This window comes from Pigmentiphaga litoralis (assembly GCF_014651835.1).
GTDB classification, from domain to species: Bacteria; Pseudomonadota; Gammaproteobacteria; order Burkholderiales; family Burkholderiaceae_B; genus Pigmentiphaga; species Pigmentiphaga litoralis.
On sequence record NZ_BMXQ01000001.1, the window covers coordinates 1,948,625 to 1,967,864 of the forward strand.

Below are 19,240 nucleotides of genomic sequence, written 5' to 3' on the forward strand. Positions count from 1 at the left end.
CCCGTCCCGGACGCCACTACCCGGAGCACGCATGAAAACCGTAAAACTGATCGCCATCGCCTCTTTGATGCAGGCTTCGCTTGCCGCCGCCGCCCTGGCCGCCCCCGTCAAGATCGGCTTCATCTCGACCTTCTCGGGCCCCGGCTCGGTGCTGGGCCAGGACCAGTACGACGGCTTCATGCTTGCGGTCGAACAGGGCAAGGGCAAGCTCGGCGATACCGACATCGAGATCGTCAAGGAAGACGACCAGATGAAGCCGGAAGTCGGCGTGCAGATCGCGCGTCAGATGCTGCAGCGGGACAAGGTTGCGATCGTGACCGGCGTCATCTATTCGAACGTCATGATGGCCATCCATCGTCCGATCACCAGCGGCGAAGTGTTCTTCATCGGCTCGAACGCCGGCCCGACGCCCGTCACCGGCAAGGGCTGCTCGCCGTACTTCTTCTCGACCTCGTGGAACAACGACCAGCTGCATGAAGCCGGTGGCGAGCTCACGAACAAGATGGGCTTCAAGAACGTGTACCTGATGGCCGCCAACTACCAGGCCGGCAAGGATGCACTGGAAGGCTTCAAGCGCACCTACAAAGGCAAGGTGATCGGCGAGACCTATACGCAGGTCAACCAGCCCGACTACTCGGTTGAAATCGCCAACCTGGCCGCGGCCAAGCCCGACGCCATCTATGTGTTCTATCCCGGCGGCATGGGCGTGAACTTCACCAAGCAATACCAGCAGGCCGGCCTGTCGACCAAGATCCCCATGCTGTCCAGCTCGACCATCGACGGCTCCACCTTGCCCGCGCTGCAGGAAGCCGCCCTGGGCGCCGTGACCAGCTCGTCGTACTCGCCCGACCTGGACAACCCGGCCAACAAGCAGTTTGCCGAGGCTTATCGCAAAAAGTACAACCGCGAACCGTCGCTCTACGCCGCCCAGTCGTATGACGCCGCCCGCCTGCTTGCCTCGGCCCTGAAAAAGACCAACGGCAACGTGGCCGACAAGCAGGCCTTCCGCGCCGCGCTCAAGACTGCGGACTTCCAGTCGGTGCGGGGCTACTTTGCCTACAACACCAACCAGTTCCCGATCGCCCCGTTCTACCGCGTCGACGTGGTCAAGGGCGCCGACGGCAAGGTGGCGTTCGCAACCAAAGGCACGACCTTCGAGCGCAGCAAGGATTCGTACGCCAGCCAGTGCGAGATGAAATAAACGATGGGGACCGCGCCTTACGCTCACTACTCCCCTGAAGATCTCGACCGGCAATACAACGCGAGGGCAACTGTCGATGACCTCGCGCCCATCCTTGCGCGTTACGCCGAGGAAAGCCGGGCCGCGCGCGAGACCTTGACATGCCACACGGGCGTGGCCTACGGGCCGCATCCGGACGAGACGCTCGATATCTTCCCGGCGACGCAGCCGGGCAGTCCGGTGCTGATCTTCGTGCATGGCGGCTACTGGCGCGCGCTGACGAAAGACGAGTCGTCTTTCATGGCGCCCGCCTTCGTCGACGCCGGGGCGACGGTGGTCGCCGTCAACTATTCGCTGGCGCCGGGGGCATCGCTGGACGAGATCGTCCGCCAGTGCCGCGCGGCCCTGGCCTGGGTCGTGCACGAGATCCATCGCTACCACGGCGACCCTGGCCAGATCCACATCGCCGGCAGTTCGGCGGGGGGCCATCTGGTCGGCATGCTGCTGGCCAGCGGATGGCAGGCCGACTTTGGCATTGCGCCGGACACGGTCAAGAGTGCGACGCCGGTCAGCGGCCTGTTCGACCTCGAGCCCCTGATTGACACCCACGTGAACGCCTGGGTCCATCTGGATGCGGAATCGGCGGCACGGCTCAGCCCGCTGCAGCACCTGCCCGAACAAGGCTGTCCGCTGATCGTCTCGTACGGCGAAACGGAAACGGCCGAGTTCGCGCGCCAGAGCCGGCAGTATCTGGACGCGTGGCGCCACCGGGGCTTCCCGGCCCGGTACATCGACATGCCCGGCACCAACCACTTCGACGTCATCCTGCACCTGGCCGACCCGGCCTCGCCCCTGACCCTTGCGGTGTTTGCCGCGATGGGCATCGGCCCGGCGTCCGCTCCTTCTGCCGAGAGACCCTCCTGACATGTCCGCGACCCTCTTTTTTGCCCAGGCGCTGAACGGCATCCAGCTCGGCGTCCTGCTGTTCCTGCTCGCCGCCGGCCTGACCCTGGTGTTCGGGATCATGAACTTCGTGAACCTGGCCCACGGCTCGCTCTACATGATGGGCGCCTTCATTGCCGCCACCCTTTACAACCACACCGGGTCGTTCCTGCTGTCGGCGGTGGGCGTGGTGGTCGCGATGATCGCGATCGGCTTCCTGCTCGATCGCATCGCCCTGTCGCGGCTCTACGACCGCGACCACCTGGATCAGGTGCTGGCCACCTTCGGCATGATCCTGTTCTTCAATGAACTGACCCGCATCATCTGGGGCCCGTCGCCCTACAACATGCAGGTGCCGCCCATGCTGGAAGGCACCATCGACCTGTTCGGCATCGCGTATCCGCTGTATCGCTTCATGATCATCGTGGTCGGACTGGTGGTGGCCGCGGGCTGCTATCTGCTGATCCACAAGACGCGGATCGGCATGCTGATCCGCGCCGGGTCGTCAAACCGCATGATGGTCGGCGCGCTGGGCGTGAACATCCGCATGCTGAACACCCTGCTGTTCTGCCTGGGCGCGGCGCTGGCCGGCATTGCCGGATTGATGGCCGGTCCGATCCTGTCGGTGCAGACCGGCATGGGCGAACCGGTGCTGATCCTGACCATGGTGGTGATCGTGATCGGCGGCATCGGCTCGGTGCGCGGCGCCTTCCTGGCCGCCCTCATCGTCGGTGTGGTCGACACCCTGGGCCGCTCCATGCTGCCGTGGATCCTGCGCGAAGTGCTGTCGCCGTCCGCTGCCAACGCCGCCGGTCCGGCCATCGCGTCGATGCTCATCTACGTGATGATGGCGCTCATTCTTGCCCTGCGTCCGCAAGGCCTCTTCCCTGTACGTCACGGCTAGGAGCCGATGTGAAGATGACTCCCCGCACGATAGCCACCGTGCTGATCCTGCTGTTCCTGGGCTGCGTGCCCCTCTATGCGCAGATCGCCGGTGAACCGTTCTACCTTGCTCTGTTCGGGCGCGTGCTGGTCTACGCGATTGCCGCCGTGTCGCTCAACCTGCTGTTGGGGTATGGCGGCCTGGTCAGTTTCGGCCATGCTCTCTTCCTGGGGCTGGGTGCGTATTCGGTCGGCATCCTGAGCCACCACGGCATCGACAATGGCTGGCTGCACGTGCTGGCCGCCATCGTCGTCTGCGGCGTCGTGGGCCTGATCAGCGGCGCCGTGGTGCTGCGCACGACCGGCATCGCCTTCATCATGATCACGCTGGCGTTCGCGCAGATGTTCTATTTCCTGACCGTCAGCCTGAACGAGTACGGCGGCGACGACGGCATGTCGATCTTCCAGGGCGGCAATTTCGGCATCGTGAAACTGGACGATCCGCTCGCGCTGTACTACACCAGCTTCGTGCTGCTGCTGGTGCTGCTGTTCGCCATGCACAAGCTGATCGGCTCGCGCTTTGGCATGGTGATCCGCGGCACGCAGACCAACGAACGCCGCATGAAGGCCATGGGCTTTGCGCCCCTGCCCTACAAGCTGACCGCCTATGTGCTGTCGGCCATCGTGTGCGGCCTGGCCGGCGTGCTGATCGCCAACCTGACGCTGTACATCTCGCCGTCCTACCTGGCGTGGACCACGTCCGGCGAACTGGTGGTGATGGTCGTGCTGGGCGGCCTCGGCACCCTGATGGGACCGGTCGCCGGGGCGGTTGCCTTCCTGATCATGGAAGAAGTGCTCAAGGCCTGGACCGAACACTGGATGCTGGTGCTTGGCTTCATCATCGTCGTGATCGTCATGGTGTCGCGCCGCGGCATCATCGGCAATCTGCCAGGAGACTCCCGATGACATTGCTTCGTGCAGATCATCTGATCAAACGCTACGGCGGCCTGACCGTGACCGACGACGTGTCCATGACTGTCAATGCGGGCGAGATCCACGCCGTGATCGGCCCGAACGGCGCCGGCAAGACCACCCTGATCGGCCAGCTGAGCGGCGAGATCAAGTCCAATTCCGGCACCATCACCTTCGACGGCAACGACATCACCAACCTGCCGATCGAGCAGCGCGTGCGCCGCGGGCTGGCGCGGTCCTACCAGATCACGTCGGTGTTTCCGGATTTCACGGCCCTGCAGAACGTCGCCCTGGCGGTGCAGGCGCAGCGCGGCCACAGCTTCCGGTTCTGGCAGCCCACCACCGTGGCCCGTGAGCTGAACGAACCGGCGCAGCACGCGCTGGACATGGTGGGCCTGGCGTCCCGCGCCCACACGCGTGTCGGCGACATGGCGCACGGCGAACACCGGCAACTGGAACTGGCCATGGCCCTGGCGTGCGAGCCGCGCATGCTGCTGCTGGACGAGCCCATGGCGGGCATGAGCCAGCGCGAATCCGAAACCATGACCGAACTGCTGCTGCGCCTGCGCGGCAAGTACGCCATGCTGCTGGTCGAGCACGACATGGAAGCCGTGTTCGCGCTGTCGGACTGCATTACCGTGCTGGTGTACGGCAAGAAAATCGCCAGCGGCACCCCCGACGAGATCCGCCGCAACGAAGACGTCAAGACCGCCTATCTGGGCGACGAAGACGACGACCTTGCGGTCCACCCTGCCGCCCAGGAGGCCTGACATGGCACTGCTCGAAGTCGACGACATTGCCGCCAGCTACGGCAACAGCCAGGTCCTGTTCCACATGGGCCTGAAAATCGAAGAAGGTGAATTCGTCACCCTGCTGGGCCGCAACGGCATGGGCAAGACCACCACCGTCAAGACCATCATGGGCCTGATGTCGCCGTCACGCGGCACCATCCGCTTCGACGGCAAGCCCATCCACAAGGAACCGTCGTACCGCGTCGCGCGCTTCGGCGTCGGCCTGGTGCCCGAAGGCCGCCACATCTTCCCCAACCTGTCGGTGCACGAAAACCTGGTCGCCACGGCCCACAATGGCTTGAAGCAGGCCAATCCGTGGACGGTGGAACGGGTGTATCAGCTCTTTCCCCGCCTGCAGGAACGGCAAAAGAACCTGGGCGCGCACCTGTCCGGCGGCGAACAGCAAATGCTGGCGATTTCCCGGGCGCTGCTGACCAATCCCAAGCTGATCATCCTGGACGAGGCCACCGAAGGCCTGGCCCCCCTGATCCGCGCCGAGATCTGGTCCTGCCTGCAGACGCTGAAGAACGAAGGCCTGGCCATTTTGTGCATCGACAAGAACCTGGGCCCGCTGCTGCGCACCGCCGACCGGCACTACATCATCGAGAAAGGGCAGATCGCGTGGAACGGCACGTCGGACGCGTTCCGCAGGGATGCAGAGTCGTTGCGGGGGTATTTGAGCGCGGCGTGATGCAGGGACAACCTGCGACGGGTCACCCGTGATTCATTCGACCGCTTTCGCTTCGCCCGCCAGGTGCAATGCCGAGTCAACCAGCGCCTGGGACAAGCGGTAGCCATGACGCCGAAGCCGGTCAAGCGATGGACCGATTAGGTCTATGGCGCCAACTCGTTTGGCCTGCAGAAGCAAACCAAGCACGCCGTACACGGGAATCGCGAGCTTGCGAGCATGTTGGCGCCCCCGCCGTTCATCGATGAGCACACCACACGCCAACGTGTGCGCCAGACTCAAGGCCTGCGATTCCCCTTCATCTAAGACCTTGATGGCGCCTGCGTAGATGGCATCGTCGCGATTCGCATGCACCTGTCCATGCGCTTGAACAAAGGTGGCGATTGCGATAGAACCTGGACGAGTGCGGTCAGCCGTCGTCTCGTCAAGCACCGCCTGGGGAACATGAATACTTTCGAACAACGTGGCGAGCAGTTCGAGTTGATCCGCAATTGCCAGCGCAATCAGCGGACCGGAGTCCGCTACCACGATCGTCCGGATCATGCGTTGCGCGGCTTTGTGTCGAACTCGGCCAGTTCCTGTTCAAGTTCTGTCGGGTCGTAGTCAACAACGTCGATTCCTCGCTCGCTTGCAAACTTCAAAAACTCGGGCAAGGTCATTCGGGCAAGTTTGGCTGCTCGACCTGGCGTGAGGTCACCCGTTCTGAAAAGGCTGATTGCCAAAGCAGTGTGAACACCGGCTTGCAGCACGTCTTCGGTGAACGGGACGCTTACGAACAACGGTTGACCATGCCGAGTTACCAGGGACAATCGTCCTTCCTCAGCTTCGCGACTCAGATCACCGGATCGCTCACGTAACTCGCGAATGCTGAACGTTTGCATCGCTTCACCTTGTGTACGCAAAATGGGGAACAAATATAATACCCCATCATCGTGGTGACCGTCGGTCGGCTCAAACCGTCGCCGCTTGGCTATTCGCCGAATCGTGAAACTGCATCCGGTACAAGGACGCGTACAGGCCGTTCTTTTCCATCAATTGCGCATGGGCGCCCTCTTCCACGATGCGTCCCTGGTCCAGCACCACGATACGATCGGCGTTCTGCACGGTGGACAGGCGGTGGGCGATCACCAGTGTCGTCCGGCCCTTCATGAGCCGTTCCAGTGACGCCTGCACCTGCCGCTCGGACTCGTTGTCGAGCGCCGATGTGGCTTCGTCCAGGATCAGGATCGGCGCGTTCTTGATCAGCGCGCGGGCGATGGCCAGGCGTTGCCGCTGTCCGCCCGACAGGTGCGCGGCGTTTTCGCCCACCCGGCTGTGAATGCCGTTGGGCAGCGAATCGACCCATTCGATCAGATTGGCGTCGGACAGGGCGCTGCGGATGACGTCGTCCGACGGCTTGCCGTGTTTGCCGTGACCCACGCCGTAGCCCACATTGGCGGCGATGGTGTCATCGAACAGCACGACATCCTGGCTGACCAGCGAGATATGCGACCGCAGGCTTTCCAGAGTCAGTTCTTCGATGTTCTCGCCATCCACGCAGATCGTGCCGCCCGAGGGCAGCGTGAAACGCGGCAGCATCGACATCAGCGTCGTCTTGCCGCTGCCCGACCGGCCAATGAAGGCCACGGTCTGCCCGGGCTGGATCTCGCACGACACCTGGTTCAGCGTCAGCCGGTCCGAGTTCGGGAACTGATGCGAAACGTCCTTGAAGACAATGTGGCCGCGCACGGGCTCAGGCAGCGTCCGGGTGCCGCGATCCACTTCGACATCCTGGTCCACGAGTGCAAACACGCTTTCGGCCGACACCAGCATGCGCTGCATCGGGCTGGTCACGTTGGCCAGGCGCTTGAGCGGATCCAGCATCTGGATCATGGCCGTCACGAAGGCGGCAAAGCCCCCTACCGTGATCTGGTTGGAGCCGGACTGATTCAGCGCGGTCGCGACCACAATGGCCAGGGCCACCGCGGCAATGGTCTGCGTGATGGGCGATGCCGCGGCCGATGCCACGGTGTTACGCATGGCGAACCGGCGCAGGCGATTGTTGATTTCCCAGAAGCGGCCGTTTTCCTGCTCGTACCCGCCAAACAGCTTGATCACGCGCTGGCCGTCGATGCCCTCGCTGACCACCCGCGTCAGCTCGCCATTCATGACGATGGTCTCGCGGTTGATGCGGCGCACCCGCTGCGAGATCCGCCGCATGATGAACGCCGACAGCGGAAAGGCCACCAGGGCGATCAGGGTCATCTGCCACGACAGGTACAGCAGCACCCCGACCAGGAACACGACGATCAGCGATTCGCGCACCAGGGTCGTGATGACATCGGTGGCCAGTTGCATGACGTTGGTGGCGTCGACCACGAAGCGGTTCAGCAGTACCGACGAGCCCATGCTCTTGAAGTAGGTGTCGGGCAGCCGCAGCAGGCGGTCGAACATTTCCTTGCGCAAGTCGGCCAACACGCTGTTCGCGACCCACGCCAGCAGGTATTCGCTGGCGAACGACAACACCCCCCGTATCAGGAAGATGCCGATGATGATGGCGGGCACCGTGTAGACGTAATGCGGCTTGGCGCCGCTGAAGCCGCCATCCAGCATCGGTTTCATCAGCACGGCCAGCAAGGGCTGGGACGCGGCGACGCCGACGAGGCACAAAAGGCCCATGGCCATACGCGGCCAATAACGGAGGACGCGTCCGTAGATCTGGCGCCAGAGATAGGATTTGACGGGTTGGGAAGTCACTGCTTGCTCATGAACGCGTCGTGGCTGACGTGGCCATGCCCGGGGCATGACCGCCTGACGCTTACAATCGGGGTCCGAACGATTGTACGCGGGTAGGCCGGCCAGGGCCGTTCGCCCATTTTGCCGACGCTTTACCCCACCTTTTTTTCCGCCATGACCGATTACCTGTATTTGAGGCTGCCCAACTGGGTTGGCGATGCCTGCATGTGCCTGCCCGCAATCAAGCGGTTGCAGGCGGCCGGCCTGCCCCTGGTCCTGTGCGGCCGGCCCTGGGCCGAAGACCTGTTCGCCGGCCTGGCGCCAGCGGGCTTCGTGCCTGTTGGCGACGGCTGGCGCGCCGACATGGCTGCCATCCGGTCCCGATACCCGGTCGGGCGCGGCGCGCGCGGCGTGGTGTTCACCAATTCCCTGTCGAGCGCGGCCGCGTTCCGGCTGGCCGGCATCCGGACGGCGGGCTATCGCGGCGATGGCCGCAGCCTGCTGCTCACATGGCCATTCAACAAGCGCGAAGGGCGCCATGAAGTGGAGATCTTCCATGACCTGGCCCGGCTGGCGCTGTGGCGCTGGGGCGTGGACGGTTCGGTCCCGGAAGAGCCCGACGCCGCACTGGGCCTGCCCCTGACCGACGCGCAGGGGGCTGCGGCAGACGCCGCCCTGGCTGCGGCAAACATTACCGAGCCCTTTGTGTTGCTGTCGCCCACCGCCACCGGACTGCATCACGGCAAGCCCAAGGCCTGGCCGGAATTTGGCGCGCTGGCCGCCTCGTTGCAGCGCGAAGGCTGGACCTGCGTGACCTGCCCGCCCGCGCACGAGGTCGAGCAGGCGCGCGCGGCCGTGCCGACGGCCACGATGTTGCCGGCCTTGCCTTTGGGTGCGTTTGCTTCCTTGACGACGAAAGCCGCCCTGGTGGTCTGCAATGACTCGGGCACGTCGCATGTGGCGGCGGCCGCGGGTGCCCGGCAGATCACCCTGTTTGGCGTGACGCGGCGGGAACGCACCGGCCCGTGGTCGAAAAAGGCCGTGTGCCTGGGGTCCGACACGGCCTGGCCCACGTTGGACGAGGTCGAACGGTCGGCGCGGTTCGCGCTGGTGGGCAGCAGTATCGCGGCCTTGCCTTGAGCAAGTCCGATATTGAGCAGATGCGGGTTTGAGCGCTGCCAATATTGAGCGGCTCGTTGATGGCAACGGATTGCCCATGCGTACTTTGACCTAGCCTGCCTAGGCCATGCGCCGCAGGGGCAATCACCTGCTAATCTCTGCGCCGCCCTCCGTTATTTACGACCACAGGATTACCCCGATGACGCCTGCCCTGCCCCCCCACCGCCTGTATTGGCTGCTGTCCGTGAGCCTGTTCCTGCTCCCGGCGACACTTGTGGGTGTCAAGGGTGGCTATGGCATCGCCGCCATGCTTCCGCTGCTGATCTCGCTGGCGTGCCTGGTGCCGCTGATCCGCAGCCGCGCCGTCAAATGGAGTGAGGTCCGCCGCGACACCGCGCCGATCTGGGTGCCCTTCCTGTGCTTCTTCCTGGCCTTCCTGCTGTCGGTGGTCATGACCGGCGATTCGATGCGCGGCCTGGACTATCCGAACCGGTGGCTGCTGCTTATGCCCATCGTGTTCGTGCTCGTGGCGGCACGCCGCCACATCGACTTCAAATACTTCTGGCTGGGCATTGCCGTCGGTTCCCTCCTGACCGGCATCGTGTCTACCTACCAGATCTTTGGCCTGGGCTATGGCCGTTCGCAAGGTTTTACCGCTGCGAATCCCTACGGCAACCTCAGCATTCTGCTTGGCCTGCTGTGCGGCGTCGGCGCCCTGTATGCCAAGTCACGCAAGGTGGGCATCATCCTGGCCCTGGCCGGCTGGGGCGGCATGTGGGCGTCCTTGCTGTCCGTGACCCGCGGCGGCTGGCCGCTGCTGGTGCCCTTCGTCATCCTGCTGCTGCTGCACCTGGCCCGCCTGCCCCGCAAGACTGCCGTCATGCTGCTGGTTGCCCACATCGTGCTGGTGACCCTGGCCTTCCCGACCGCATCGCGCGTCATCTCCAATCGCATCGACGACGCATCCCGCGACCTGTCGATTGCCGATCCACAGAAGAAATCCGAAAGCTCGGTTGGCGCACGCCTGGCCATGTGGAAGATCAGCTTCCAGATCTGGCAGGAACACCCCGCCTTCGGCATCGGCCCGACGCGATACAAGGATGAGCTGCATCGCAAGAACACCGAACAATTCAAGTCCAGCGACATCTACACGCAAAACGTCGCGCACCATGAATGGCTCGACGCGATGGCGCGCGCCGGCACGGTCGGTGGACTGGCGTTGGCACTGGTGTACGTGTTGCCGCTGGCAGGGTTGCTGCGCCGCCGGCACACGCGCCCGGCCTTGCGTTCGCTGGGCGGTGCGGGCGTGGTGGCGATCATCGGATCGTTCGGGCTGTACGGGTTGACCAACACAACCTTCACCAACCACCCGTCGCTGCTGTTCTTCATCGTCGCGCTGTCGGTGGTGTGGGCGCAGTACCTGCAGGAGACGGACGCGGATCCGGCGACCCAGTCCTGGCCGCTGCTGGGTCGGCGGGTTACGTGACCCTGTCGTTGTTTGGGAATACGATGGGGTGAGTTTCCGCCAAGGAGAACCCCATGGTCAGCAAGAACACAATCTGCCTCTGGTACAACCACGACGCGCTGGACGCCGCGAGCTTCTACGCCGACACCTTTCCCGACAGCGCCATCAAGGCGGTGCACACCGCGCCGGGCGACTACCCGTCGGGCAAGGAAGGCGACGTCCTGACCGTGGAGTTCACGGTCATGGGCATTCCCTGCCTGGGCCTGAACGGCGGCCCGCACTTTCAACACAGCGAAGCGTTCTCTTTCCAGGTCTCCACCGACGACCAGGCCGAGACAGATCGGTTGTGGAACGCCATTGTCGGCAATGGCGGCCAGGAAAGCGCCTGCGGCTGGTGCAAGGACAAGTGGGGGTTGTCGTGGCAGATCACGCCGCGGGCACTGATCGAAGCGATTGGTGACCCCGATCAGGCCGCAGCGAAACGGGCCTTCGAAGCCATGATGACGATGGGCAAGATTGATATTGCGGCGATCGAGGCAGCGCGGCGGGGCTAAGCCGCCCTGCAGCGAACACCAACCGATTCGAGTTGGGATGGCGTCACCCGGGGCGCTGGACCTGCCAGGCGTAAGGTGAGCGCCCCCTGCCCGTTCGGCAAACACGTCAATACTCCAGCGCCACGTCCGCCGGGTTGCCGATCACCTTGCCCAGCTGCTGCAGCAACACATCCGGCACCCGCACGCGCCAGTCTTCGCTCAACCGAACAACGCACTTGGCTTCGCCCTGGTTGTAGACGATCTCGACGGGCGTGCCGGGGTAGCCGTTCTGCGGCTCCGCGCGGTACGGCGACAGCATGTCTTTCAGCAGTTGCGTCTGCGCATTGCCATTGAGCTTGATCGACAGCGCGCGCGCCTTGGCCTCGCGCGCCATCTGCAGGTCCATGACCGACTCGGCCACGATCCGGGTGCCGCCCGAGTATTCGTCATTCGTGACCTTGCCGGAGACGATCAGCAATTGGTCTTCGCGCAAGCGGCTGCGGTTGGCTTCGTACAGTTCGTTGAAGACCGACACTTCCACCTGCCCGCTGCCGTCGTCCAGCACCGCAAACACCATCTTGCCGCGACGGGTCATCATCACCCGCACACCCACCAGAATGCCGGCCATCCACTGCAGGTCGCGGCTCGGCTGCAGCTGCGCCAAGGTGCCGCGCACGAAGCGTTTGACCTCGTGCCGATAGGCGTCGAACAGGTGACCACTGAAGTAGTAACCCAGCGCCGATTTTTCGTGGCCAAGGCGTTCGCGTTCGTCCCACGGTTCGACCTTGGCAAGTTCGCCCGACAGATCGGCATGGTCGTCGCCGCCAAACAGCGAGACCTGGCTCGCGGCGCGCGCGGCCTGCTCGGCGCCTTCCATGGCCGTGCCGACCGTGGCCAGCAAGGCTGCCCGGCTGTCTGAAAACGCATCGAACGCACCCGCCTTGATCATGGCTTCGATCGTGCGGCGGTTGACGGCGTTCTTGTTCACGCGGCGGCAGAAGTCGAACAGGTCCTTGAACGGACCGCCTTCGGTGCGCGCGCGGATGATCTCTTCGACGGCGCCCTGCCCCGTGCCTTTCACGGCGCCCAGGCCGTAGCGGATCGTACGGGGCGGCTTGCCCTTGGCGGCGTGTTCGTCCTGCACGGGCTCGAACCGGTAGCCCGACATGTTGACGTCCGGCGGCAAGATCGCGACCTTGTTGGCGATCGTATCGGCCCAGAAGATCTGCATCTTGTCGGTGTCGTCCATGTCGGACGACATCGTCGCGGCCATGAACTCGGCCGGGTGATGCGCTTTGAGCCAGGCGGTCTGGTAGGTAATCAGCGCGTATGCGGCGGTGTGCGACTTGTTGAAGCCGTATTCCGCAAATTTTTCCATCAGATTGAACAGCGTGACGGCCAGGTCGGCGTCATACCCCTTCTCGGACGCGCCCTGCTGGAAAATCTCGCGATGCTTGGCCATTTCCTCGGCCTTTTTCTTGCCCATCGCGCGGCGCAGCAAGTCGGCGCCGCCCAGCGTGTAGCCGCCGATCAGCTGCGAGATCAGCATCACCTGCTCTTGATACACGATCACGCCGTAGGTGCTTTTGAGCGTGGCTTCCAGGTCAGGATGGAAATATTCGGCCTTGGCGCGGCCGTGCTTCCGGTTGACGAAGTCATCAACCATGCCCGAGCCCAGCGGGCCCGGACGGAACAGCGCCAGCACCGCGATGATGTCTTCAAAGTTGCTGGGGCGCAGCTTCTTGAGCAGTTCCTTCATGCCGCGCGATTCGACCTGGAACACCGACGTCGTGTTGCCGTCGCTCAGCAGCTTGTACGCGCCCAGGTCGTCCAGCGGCAAGGCCATGACGTCGAAGTCGCGTTTGGTTGGATTGAACTCGCGCACGTAGCGCACGGCCCAGTCCAGGATCGTCAGGTTGCGCAGGCCCAAGAAGTCGAACTTGACCAGACCCACGGCCTCGACGTCGTCCTTGTCGTATTGCGACATGGCCGTCTGGCTCTGACCCGGCTGGCAGTACAGCGGGCAGAAGTCCGTCAGCTTGCCCGGGGCGATCAGCACACCCCCGGCGTGCATGCCGATGTTTCGCGTCAAGCCTTCCAGCGGCCGCGCCAGGTCGATCAGCGCGCGCGCTTCTTCGTCGTTGTCGTACCGTTCCTTGAAGGCAGGTTCTTCGTTCAGCGCCCGTTCCAGATCCCAGGGGTCGGCCGGCGAATGCGGAATGATCTTGGACAGACCATCACAGAACATGTAGGGCAGGTCCAGCACGCGGCCCGCGTCGCGGATCACGGCCTTGGCGCCAAGGGTACCGAAGGTCGCGATCTGGCTCACCGCCTCGCGGCCGTACTTGACCTTGACGTACTCGATGACCTTGTCGCGATTGTCCTGGCAGAAGTCGATGTCGAAGTCGGGCATGGAGACGCGTTCGGGATTCAGGAATCGCTCGAACAGCAAGTCATACCGCAAGGGGTCGATGTCGGTAATGCCCAGGCTGAAGGCCACCAGCGACCCCGCGCCCGACCCCCGGCCCGGTCCCACCGGCACGCCGTTGCTTTTGCCCCAGTTGATGAAGTCCTGCACGATCAGGAAGTAGCCCGGAAAGCCCATGCCGATGATGGTCTTGCACTCGCGGTCGAGCCGCGCTTCGTATTCCTCGCGGTGGGCTTCGCGTTCGGCGTCGTCCGGGAACAGCGTCAGCATCCGCTTTTCCAGGCCTTCCCGGGACAGCTGCACCAGGTACTCATCCAGCGTCACGCCGTCGGGCGTCGGGAAATTGGGCAGCTTGGGATTGCCCAGTTCCAGCGTCAGGTTGCAGCGCTGCGCGATGTGCGCGGTATTGACGAGCGCGGAGGGGACGTCGGCAAACTTCGCCATCATCTCTTCCGTTGACTGCAGATACTGTTCTTCGGTAAAGCGGCGCTGCCGGCGCGGATTGGCCAGCAGCTCACCCTCGGCAATGCAGACCCGGGCCTCATGCGCGCGGAAGTCCTCGCGCTTCAGGAACTGCACCGGGTGCGTGGCCACGACCGGCAGGCGGCACTCGGCCGCCAGACGCATCGCTGCCTGTACATAGGTCTCGTCGCCCTCGCGACCCGCGCGTTGCAGCTCGATATAGAACGAACCGGGAAATACATCGGCCCACTTGCGCGCCAGTTCGGCCGCGGCGGGCAGATTGCCCTGCTCGATTGCCTGGCCGATGTCACCGAAGCGGCCGCCCGACAGCGCGATCAGCCCGTCGCTGAGCGTATCCAGCCATTCGGGCCGCAGTTCACCGCGCCCCTTGTTCTGGTTGGTCAGGAACGCCTGCGACAGCAGTTCACACAGGTTCAGGTAGCCCTGGTGATTGCGCACCAGCAGCAGCATGCGGAATGGCTTGTCGCGATCCGCGTCGTTGGTCACCCACACGTCGCAGCCCGCCACCGGCTTGACGCCTTTGGAACGGGCCGAGCGGTAGAACTTGATCAACCCGAACATGTTGGACAGGTCGGTCAGGGCAACCGCCGGCTGCTCCATCGCAGCGACCTGCTTGACGAGTTCGGAGATACGCACCACGCCGTCCACAACCGAAAACTCGGAATGGACGCGCAGGTGGACGAAGGGGGAGGCGGAAACAGAAGGCATTCCCCATTTTAGCTGCCAGCGGGGGAAAGAGGCAGCGGCGAGGGGGCCGCTGTAACAGTTGAGTCGGACGAATGTGTCCTGGCTGGGCCACAGGGTGCTGTGGAGGTACTTGCCGCCCGGGGCGTCGCCGCGACGCTATCCAAGCGTAGCGTACCGTCAGGGCATCGTCACGCCATTGCGGCGCCAGCATCACGTCAGCGTCACGCCACCATCAGATCATCCAGCATCCGATAATCCGGCAGGCGCGTGTCGATCGCCTTCCCAGCCCGCAGCACAACGCGGTCTGCCTGGAAGCGCGACAGCATTTCGGAATAGTCCCGCGCCCGCAGCACAATCAGGTCGGCCATATCGCCTGCCCGCACACGGCCGCGCCCGGGCAGTCCCATGATGTCCGCCGGATTGGTCGTGGCGGTGGTGATCCAGTCACCAATCGGGTGGTCCAGTTGTCCGATCTTCACGGCCTGGGTAAAGGTGTCGAGCATGTCGTGATCGCCGTAGGCATGGAACGGGTCACGGCAGTTGTCGCCGCCCACCGCCACGCGCAGTCCGCGCGCGCGCATCTCGTGCAGCAGCGTCACGCCGCGCCAGCGGGGGGTCGTGCCGTGCGTGCGCGATTGCAGGTACATGTTGACCGTGGGCAGACTGACGATATCGATGCGAGCGGCCTGGCAGGCGGCCAGGGTTTGCTCGATGATGCTGTCGTCCTGCAGCGCCAGGGAACAGCAATGGCCACACAGAATGCGTCCCTGGAATCCCACCTCGACCGCGAGCTGGGCGACACGCAGCAGCGTGCGCGCGTCAATGTCGCCCGATTCGTCCACATGCAGATCGAGGTTCAAGCCGCGTTCGGTGGCCAGCGCAAACATGTTCTTCATGGCGACGTCGAACTCCGGCTGGCCCGGCGCGTTCGGCAAGCTGCGGAAACGGGTGACACAGCCCAGATTGCCGCCGGCATCGGCCACGATGTCAGCCAGGCGGCGGCCTTCGTCGGTCAGGAAGATGTCGATCGGGGCGATCGACGACGCCTGCAGGTCAATGCGGCCCGCCCACTGCGCGCGCATGTCCTTGAACACCGGAAAGGAAATGGCCGCCTGCGGTTCAAGAGAGTCCAGATGGGTGCGGATGGCAACGACCCCTTTGGCATACGCCGTCATCAGCCCGAACTCCATGCGCCGGCGCACGTCTTCGGCATGCCAGTGGGCCGTGCGGTCTTCGCTGGTGGCTTTGGACGCCCCCGGCACGTCACCGGTCGGATTGGGCTTGCGCGGCCAGATGTGGCCCTTGTCCAGATGGGTGTGGCAATCGAGCATGCCGGGTAGCACCATCGAGTGATCGAGGTCCGGACCCAGCTCGGCAGGCAAGGTGCCGGCGGGCTGGATGTCGGCGATGCGGCCCTTGTCGATCAACAGGTCGACGTTGGACAGGTTTGCCTCGTGCGTGGTCGTTGACAGGTCGGACCGTTCGGTCAGACAGGTCGGCACGCGAACGTTGCGCAGCGCGTAGCGCGGCGTATCGGGCACCGTGAAGAAGGTCGGCGACAGGGGCGGGTTCGACAGCAATCGGTTCTCCTGGAGGGCGGTGCACATGGCATGACGAGCGGATGACCTGACGCGCGACGCCGGTTTCCGTGATTTTGCTTCAGTGCAGCAAGGGATGCATCAAGAGTAACCGGAGAACAAAAAGGCCGGCAGTGCCGGCCTGTGGTGCAAGTGTGATCAGCCGATTATTCTGGCTCGATGCCTGTACGCTGTGATCCAGGCCTCGACTGCGGCGGCGGTGGGTGCGCATGCAAAAATGTGAAGGTCTCGAAGCCCCGTCGTCGGTAACGAGGTATCCGCTCAAGCGCCTTTGAGTTCAGGCGGTTCGGATTTCGTCCAGCAGTTCAGGATGCCGATCGAGCACCTTCAGGAGCTTGATGAGGGCGAGCGGGGGCTTCGTCTTGCCTGTTTCATACCGAGAGAATGCATTGACGCCTCCTCCAAAAATCTCGGCCGCTTCACGTTGATCGAGTGCCAGCTTTTTGCGGACATCAGCGATATAGCGTGGATCGACAATGGATGCGTTGATCTGGCGATTGAAAGCCAACATCAGGTCGCTCACGCGGCCCGCCTCGACGCTGTCGAGCACCTGTTCACGACACACCGGACAGCGTTCGCCGGTCACTTCGGCAATGACCGTCGCGGCGCCCCTATAAACATATGGCAGGTCGCTGGTTTCAACGACCAACTCTGCTGCACCACAAGCGGGGCACTTCATGATCAAAGCTCCTTGAACGACACGACCACCACGTGGGAAGCCACCGTGATTTTCAGGTACACAATCCCCGCCGCTGTGGCTGGACGATACACGTCTTGCCAAATCCGATGGTCGCCGTGGGTTGTCATGCTCTTGTAAAAGTCCTGAGGCGTGAGGCCGAGCAAGACGTCAATGATGTCCCTCAAGGACAAACCCAATTGAGCAGCGCCGAAGATCGCTGAACCGGTTGCACGCACGTGCCCTGCTCGGACCAGACGCTTGACTGCAAGCAATTTCGAATGCGGGACAAACTTTTCCACAAGACTATAACCTACTTGGTTAATGCAACGCGTCGGTGGCGATCGACATCAGGCAAGTGCCGGGTCCCTATTGACCAAGATAGATGAAGGGTTGTGACCGCGCTCGGCATGGTAGGACAGAAGTGTCCTATTCAGCGCTGGCTCCTTCCGACACAAGACGCAAAAACGCCGGCTATTGCCGGCGTTTTTGCGACTGCTGCCTTCCTGCCTTCACCCCACCGCGTCTTCCGGCACCTCCACGTTGTAGTTCAGCGCCAGCCGGCCGCCATCGGCGTAAATGGTCTGCCCCGTGACATAGCTCGAGTCCTCGCTTGCCAGGAACAGGGCCACGCCGGCGATTTCATCGGGGCGGCCGAGGCGGGTCATGGGGATGCGGGACAGGACCTTGCGCAGGTTGTCCGGGTTGTTGCTGATGGTGGCCATGATCTCGGTGTCGATGCTTCCGGGTCCGAGTGCGTTGACGCGCACACCGTGGGGCGCCATCGCCAATGCCATGGCCTTGGTCATCTGCCGTACCGCGCCTTTGCTGGCGCCGTAGGCAAGCTGGTTGGACATGGCCAGCTCGGCGGTCATGGACGACAGCATGATGAGGCTGCCGCCCTGCCCTTGCCGCACCATCGCACGGGCGGCGCGCTGGGCGGTCAGGAAGGCGCCGCGCACATTGACGTTCAGGACGAAGTCGAGGTCGGCCAGTTCCAGGTCCAGGAATTCCGCCGCGCGGATGACGCCGGCGTTGCACACGCAGATGTCCAGGCCGCCGAATTCGGTTTCGCACAGGGCGACCATCCGGTCGACGTCGTCGGGCTGGGTGACGTCGCCGACCAATGCGCGAACTTCACCTTGTGTTGCGTTCACCGATTCGGTCAGGCGGTCGGCGTTGCGATCGACCATCACGACGTTGGCGCCTTCGGCCGCGTAGCGCCGGGCAATGGCCAGGCCGATGCCGCCGGCCGCACCGGTGACGAGCGCGGTCTTGTTTTCCAGCCTCATGCGGTAGCCCCTGTAGTTGCGATCGACAACCACCTCGTTGCCCGATGCATCGTTGCTGTCCTTATCGATCCAGTTGCTTTGATCATCGACTCAGACTCCGACATAGCGTTCGATCAGTTCCGGACGCGCGGCCAGTTCGGCCGACGTGCCGCGCCAGACGGTGGTGCCCTTGTCGAGGATGAAGTTGCTGTCCGACAGGCGCATCAATGCCTTGGTGTTTTTGTCGACCACGATCATGGTCAGGCCCTCGCTCTTCAACCTGGCGAGCACGCTCCAGATCTCGGCACGAACGATAGGCGCGAGTCCTTCGGTGGCTTCGTCCAGCACCAGCAGTTTGGGGTTCGTCATGAGGGCGCGGCCGATGGCCAGCATCTGCTGTTCGCCGCCCGACAGCTGCGTGCCCAGGTTGGACCGGCGTTCCTTCAGCCGCGGGAACAGTTCGTAGATCTTTTGCAGCGTCCATTGCGATGCGCTGCCGTCGTGCTTGGCGGTGGCGATCAGGTTTTCTTCGATGGTCAGCGTCGGGAAGATCTGGCGGCCTTCGGGCACCAGGGATATGCCCAGCCGGCCTACGCGGTACGGCGCCATCCCGTTCAAAGGCTGGTCGTTGAACCGGATGGTGCCTGCCGATGGACGCAGCAGGCCGAACAGGCAATTGATGACGGTGGTGCGGCCCATGCCGTTACGGCCAATCAGGCCGACGACATCGCCGCGCCCCACTTCCAGGTCCACGTCGAACAGGGCCTGGCAGCTGTCGTACTTGGCGGCAAGGTGTTGGATGGAAAGCAT

Annotated in this window: 18 protein-coding genes; 9 read left to right on the forward strand and 9 right to left on the reverse strand. The window is 63.7% G+C overall.

Annotated elements, in window-relative coordinates; translation table 11 throughout:
- Positions 1-31: 31 nt before the first annotated feature.
- The 6 genes from IE116_RS08760 to IE116_RS08785 are packed head-to-tail and all read left to right on the forward strand — an operon-like array spanning position 32 to position 5,458.
- Positions 32-1,201, forward strand: a complete 1,170-nt coding sequence (locus IE116_RS08760) for an ABC transporter substrate-binding protein (RefSeq protein WP_189611608.1) — start codon at positions 32-34, stop codon at positions 1,199-1,201.
- Between the two features lie 3 nt (positions 1,202-1,204).
- On the forward strand, positions 1,205-2,104 hold the full coding sequence (locus IE116_RS08765; RefSeq protein ID WP_189611609.1) for an alpha/beta hydrolase: 900 nt from the start codon (positions 1,205-1,207) through the stop codon (positions 2,102-2,104).
- A gap of 1 nt (position 2,105) precedes the next feature.
- Positions 2,106-3,026 carry a branched-chain amino acid ABC transporter permease gene (locus IE116_RS08770; RefSeq protein ID WP_189611610.1) on the forward strand — a complete coding sequence of 307 codons (921 nt, stop codon included), beginning with the start codon at positions 2,106-2,108 and terminating at the stop codon, positions 3,024-3,026.
- A 14-nt stretch (positions 3,027-3,040) separates the two neighbouring features.
- Entirely contained in the window at positions 3,041-3,970 is a 930-nt protein-coding gene (locus tag IE116_RS08775; RefSeq protein WP_189614525.1) for a branched-chain amino acid ABC transporter permease, read from the forward strand.
- Positions 3,967-4,746 (forward strand): ABC transporter ATP-binding protein, encoded by a 780-nt coding sequence (locus tag IE116_RS08780; RefSeq protein ID WP_189611611.1) that lies wholly within the window; start codon positions 3,967-3,969, stop codon positions 4,744-4,746. The genes IE116_RS08775 and IE116_RS08780 overlap by 4 nt, the downstream gene beginning before the upstream one ends.
- Before the next feature lies 1 nt (position 4,747).
- Positions 4,748-5,458, forward strand: coding sequence for an ABC transporter ATP-binding protein (locus IE116_RS08785; RefSeq protein WP_179586186.1), 711 nt, complete (start codon positions 4,748-4,750; stop codon positions 5,456-5,458).
- Positions 5,459-5,491: 33 nt separating this feature from the next.
- On the opposite strand, the gene IE116_RS08790 is transcribed toward IE116_RS08785, so the two are convergent.
- The 3 genes from IE116_RS08790 to msbA all read right to left on the reverse strand — a co-directional run bounded on the left by IE116_RS08790 (position 5,492) and on the right by msbA (position 8,239).
- Entirely contained in the window at positions 5,492-5,998 is a 507-nt protein-coding gene (locus IE116_RS08790) for a PIN domain-containing protein (protein WP_189611612.1), read from the reverse strand.
- Positions 5,995-6,336 carry a UPF0175 family protein gene (locus IE116_RS08795; protein WP_189611613.1) on the reverse strand — a complete coding sequence of 114 codons (342 nt, stop codon included), beginning with the start codon at positions 6,334-6,336 and terminating at the stop codon, positions 5,995-5,997. The genes IE116_RS08790 and IE116_RS08795 overlap by 4 nt, the downstream gene beginning before the upstream one ends.
- 70 nt (positions 6,337-6,406) lie before the next feature.
- Positions 6,407-8,239: a lipid A export permease/ATP-binding protein MsbA gene (gene msbA, locus IE116_RS08800; protein ID WP_189611614.1), complete on the reverse strand. Its 1,833-nt coding sequence runs from the start codon at positions 8,237-8,239 to the stop codon at positions 6,407-6,409.
- A gap of 156 nt (positions 8,240-8,395) precedes the next feature.
- On the opposite strand from msbA, the gene IE116_RS08805 reads away from it, so the two are divergent.
- The 3 genes from IE116_RS08805 (at position 8,396) to IE116_RS08815 (ending at position 11,308) form a co-directional block, all read left to right on the forward strand.
- Positions 8,396-9,310, forward strand: a complete 915-nt coding sequence (locus IE116_RS08805) for a glycosyltransferase family 9 protein (protein ID WP_373302972.1) — start codon at positions 8,396-8,398, stop codon at positions 9,308-9,310.
- A gap of 178 nt (positions 9,311-9,488) precedes the next feature.
- Positions 9,489-10,775: an O-antigen ligase family protein gene (locus tag IE116_RS08810; RefSeq protein WP_189611617.1), complete on the forward strand. Its 1,287-nt coding sequence runs from the start codon at positions 9,489-9,491 to the stop codon at positions 10,773-10,775.
- Between the two features lie 53 nt (positions 10,776-10,828).
- A complete protein-coding gene (locus tag IE116_RS08815; protein WP_189611619.1) occupies positions 10,829-11,308 on the forward strand; it encodes a VOC family protein in 480 nt (159 codons plus the stop codon).
- A gap of 106 nt (positions 11,309-11,414) precedes the next feature.
- Here the strand turns inward: IE116_RS08815 and dnaE are convergent, their stop codons facing one another.
- From dnaE to IE116_RS08845, 6 genes are all read right to left on the reverse strand, one after another.
- Complete coding sequence (dnaE, locus tag IE116_RS08820) at positions 11,415-14,906, reverse strand: DNA polymerase III subunit alpha (protein WP_189611620.1); 3,492 nt, start codon at positions 14,904-14,906, stop codon at positions 11,415-11,417.
- 200 nt (positions 14,907-15,106) lie between these two features.
- Positions 15,107-16,465 (reverse strand): cytosine deaminase, encoded by a 1,359-nt coding sequence (locus tag IE116_RS08825; protein WP_229828067.1) that lies wholly within the window; start codon positions 16,463-16,465, stop codon positions 15,107-15,109.
- A gap of 295 nt (positions 16,466-16,760) precedes the next feature.
- On the reverse strand, positions 16,761-17,162 hold the full coding sequence (locus IE116_RS08830) for a type II toxin-antitoxin system MqsA family antitoxin (protein WP_189611624.1): 402 nt from the start codon (positions 17,160-17,162) through the stop codon (positions 16,761-16,763).
- A gap of 2 nt (positions 17,163-17,164) precedes the next feature.
- A complete protein-coding gene (locus tag IE116_RS08835; RefSeq protein WP_189611626.1) occupies positions 17,165-17,461 on the reverse strand; it encodes a type II toxin-antitoxin system MqsR family toxin in 297 nt (98 codons plus the stop codon).
- Positions 17,462-17,671: 210 nt separating this feature from the next.
- A complete protein-coding gene (locus IE116_RS08840; RefSeq protein ID WP_189611628.1) occupies positions 17,672-18,451 on the reverse strand; it encodes an SDR family NAD(P)-dependent oxidoreductase in 780 nt (259 codons plus the stop codon).
- Between the two features lie 90 nt (positions 18,452-18,541).
- On the reverse strand, positions 18,542-19,240 hold the full coding sequence (locus IE116_RS08845; RefSeq protein WP_189611629.1) for an ABC transporter ATP-binding protein: 699 nt from the start codon (positions 19,238-19,240) through the stop codon (positions 18,542-18,544).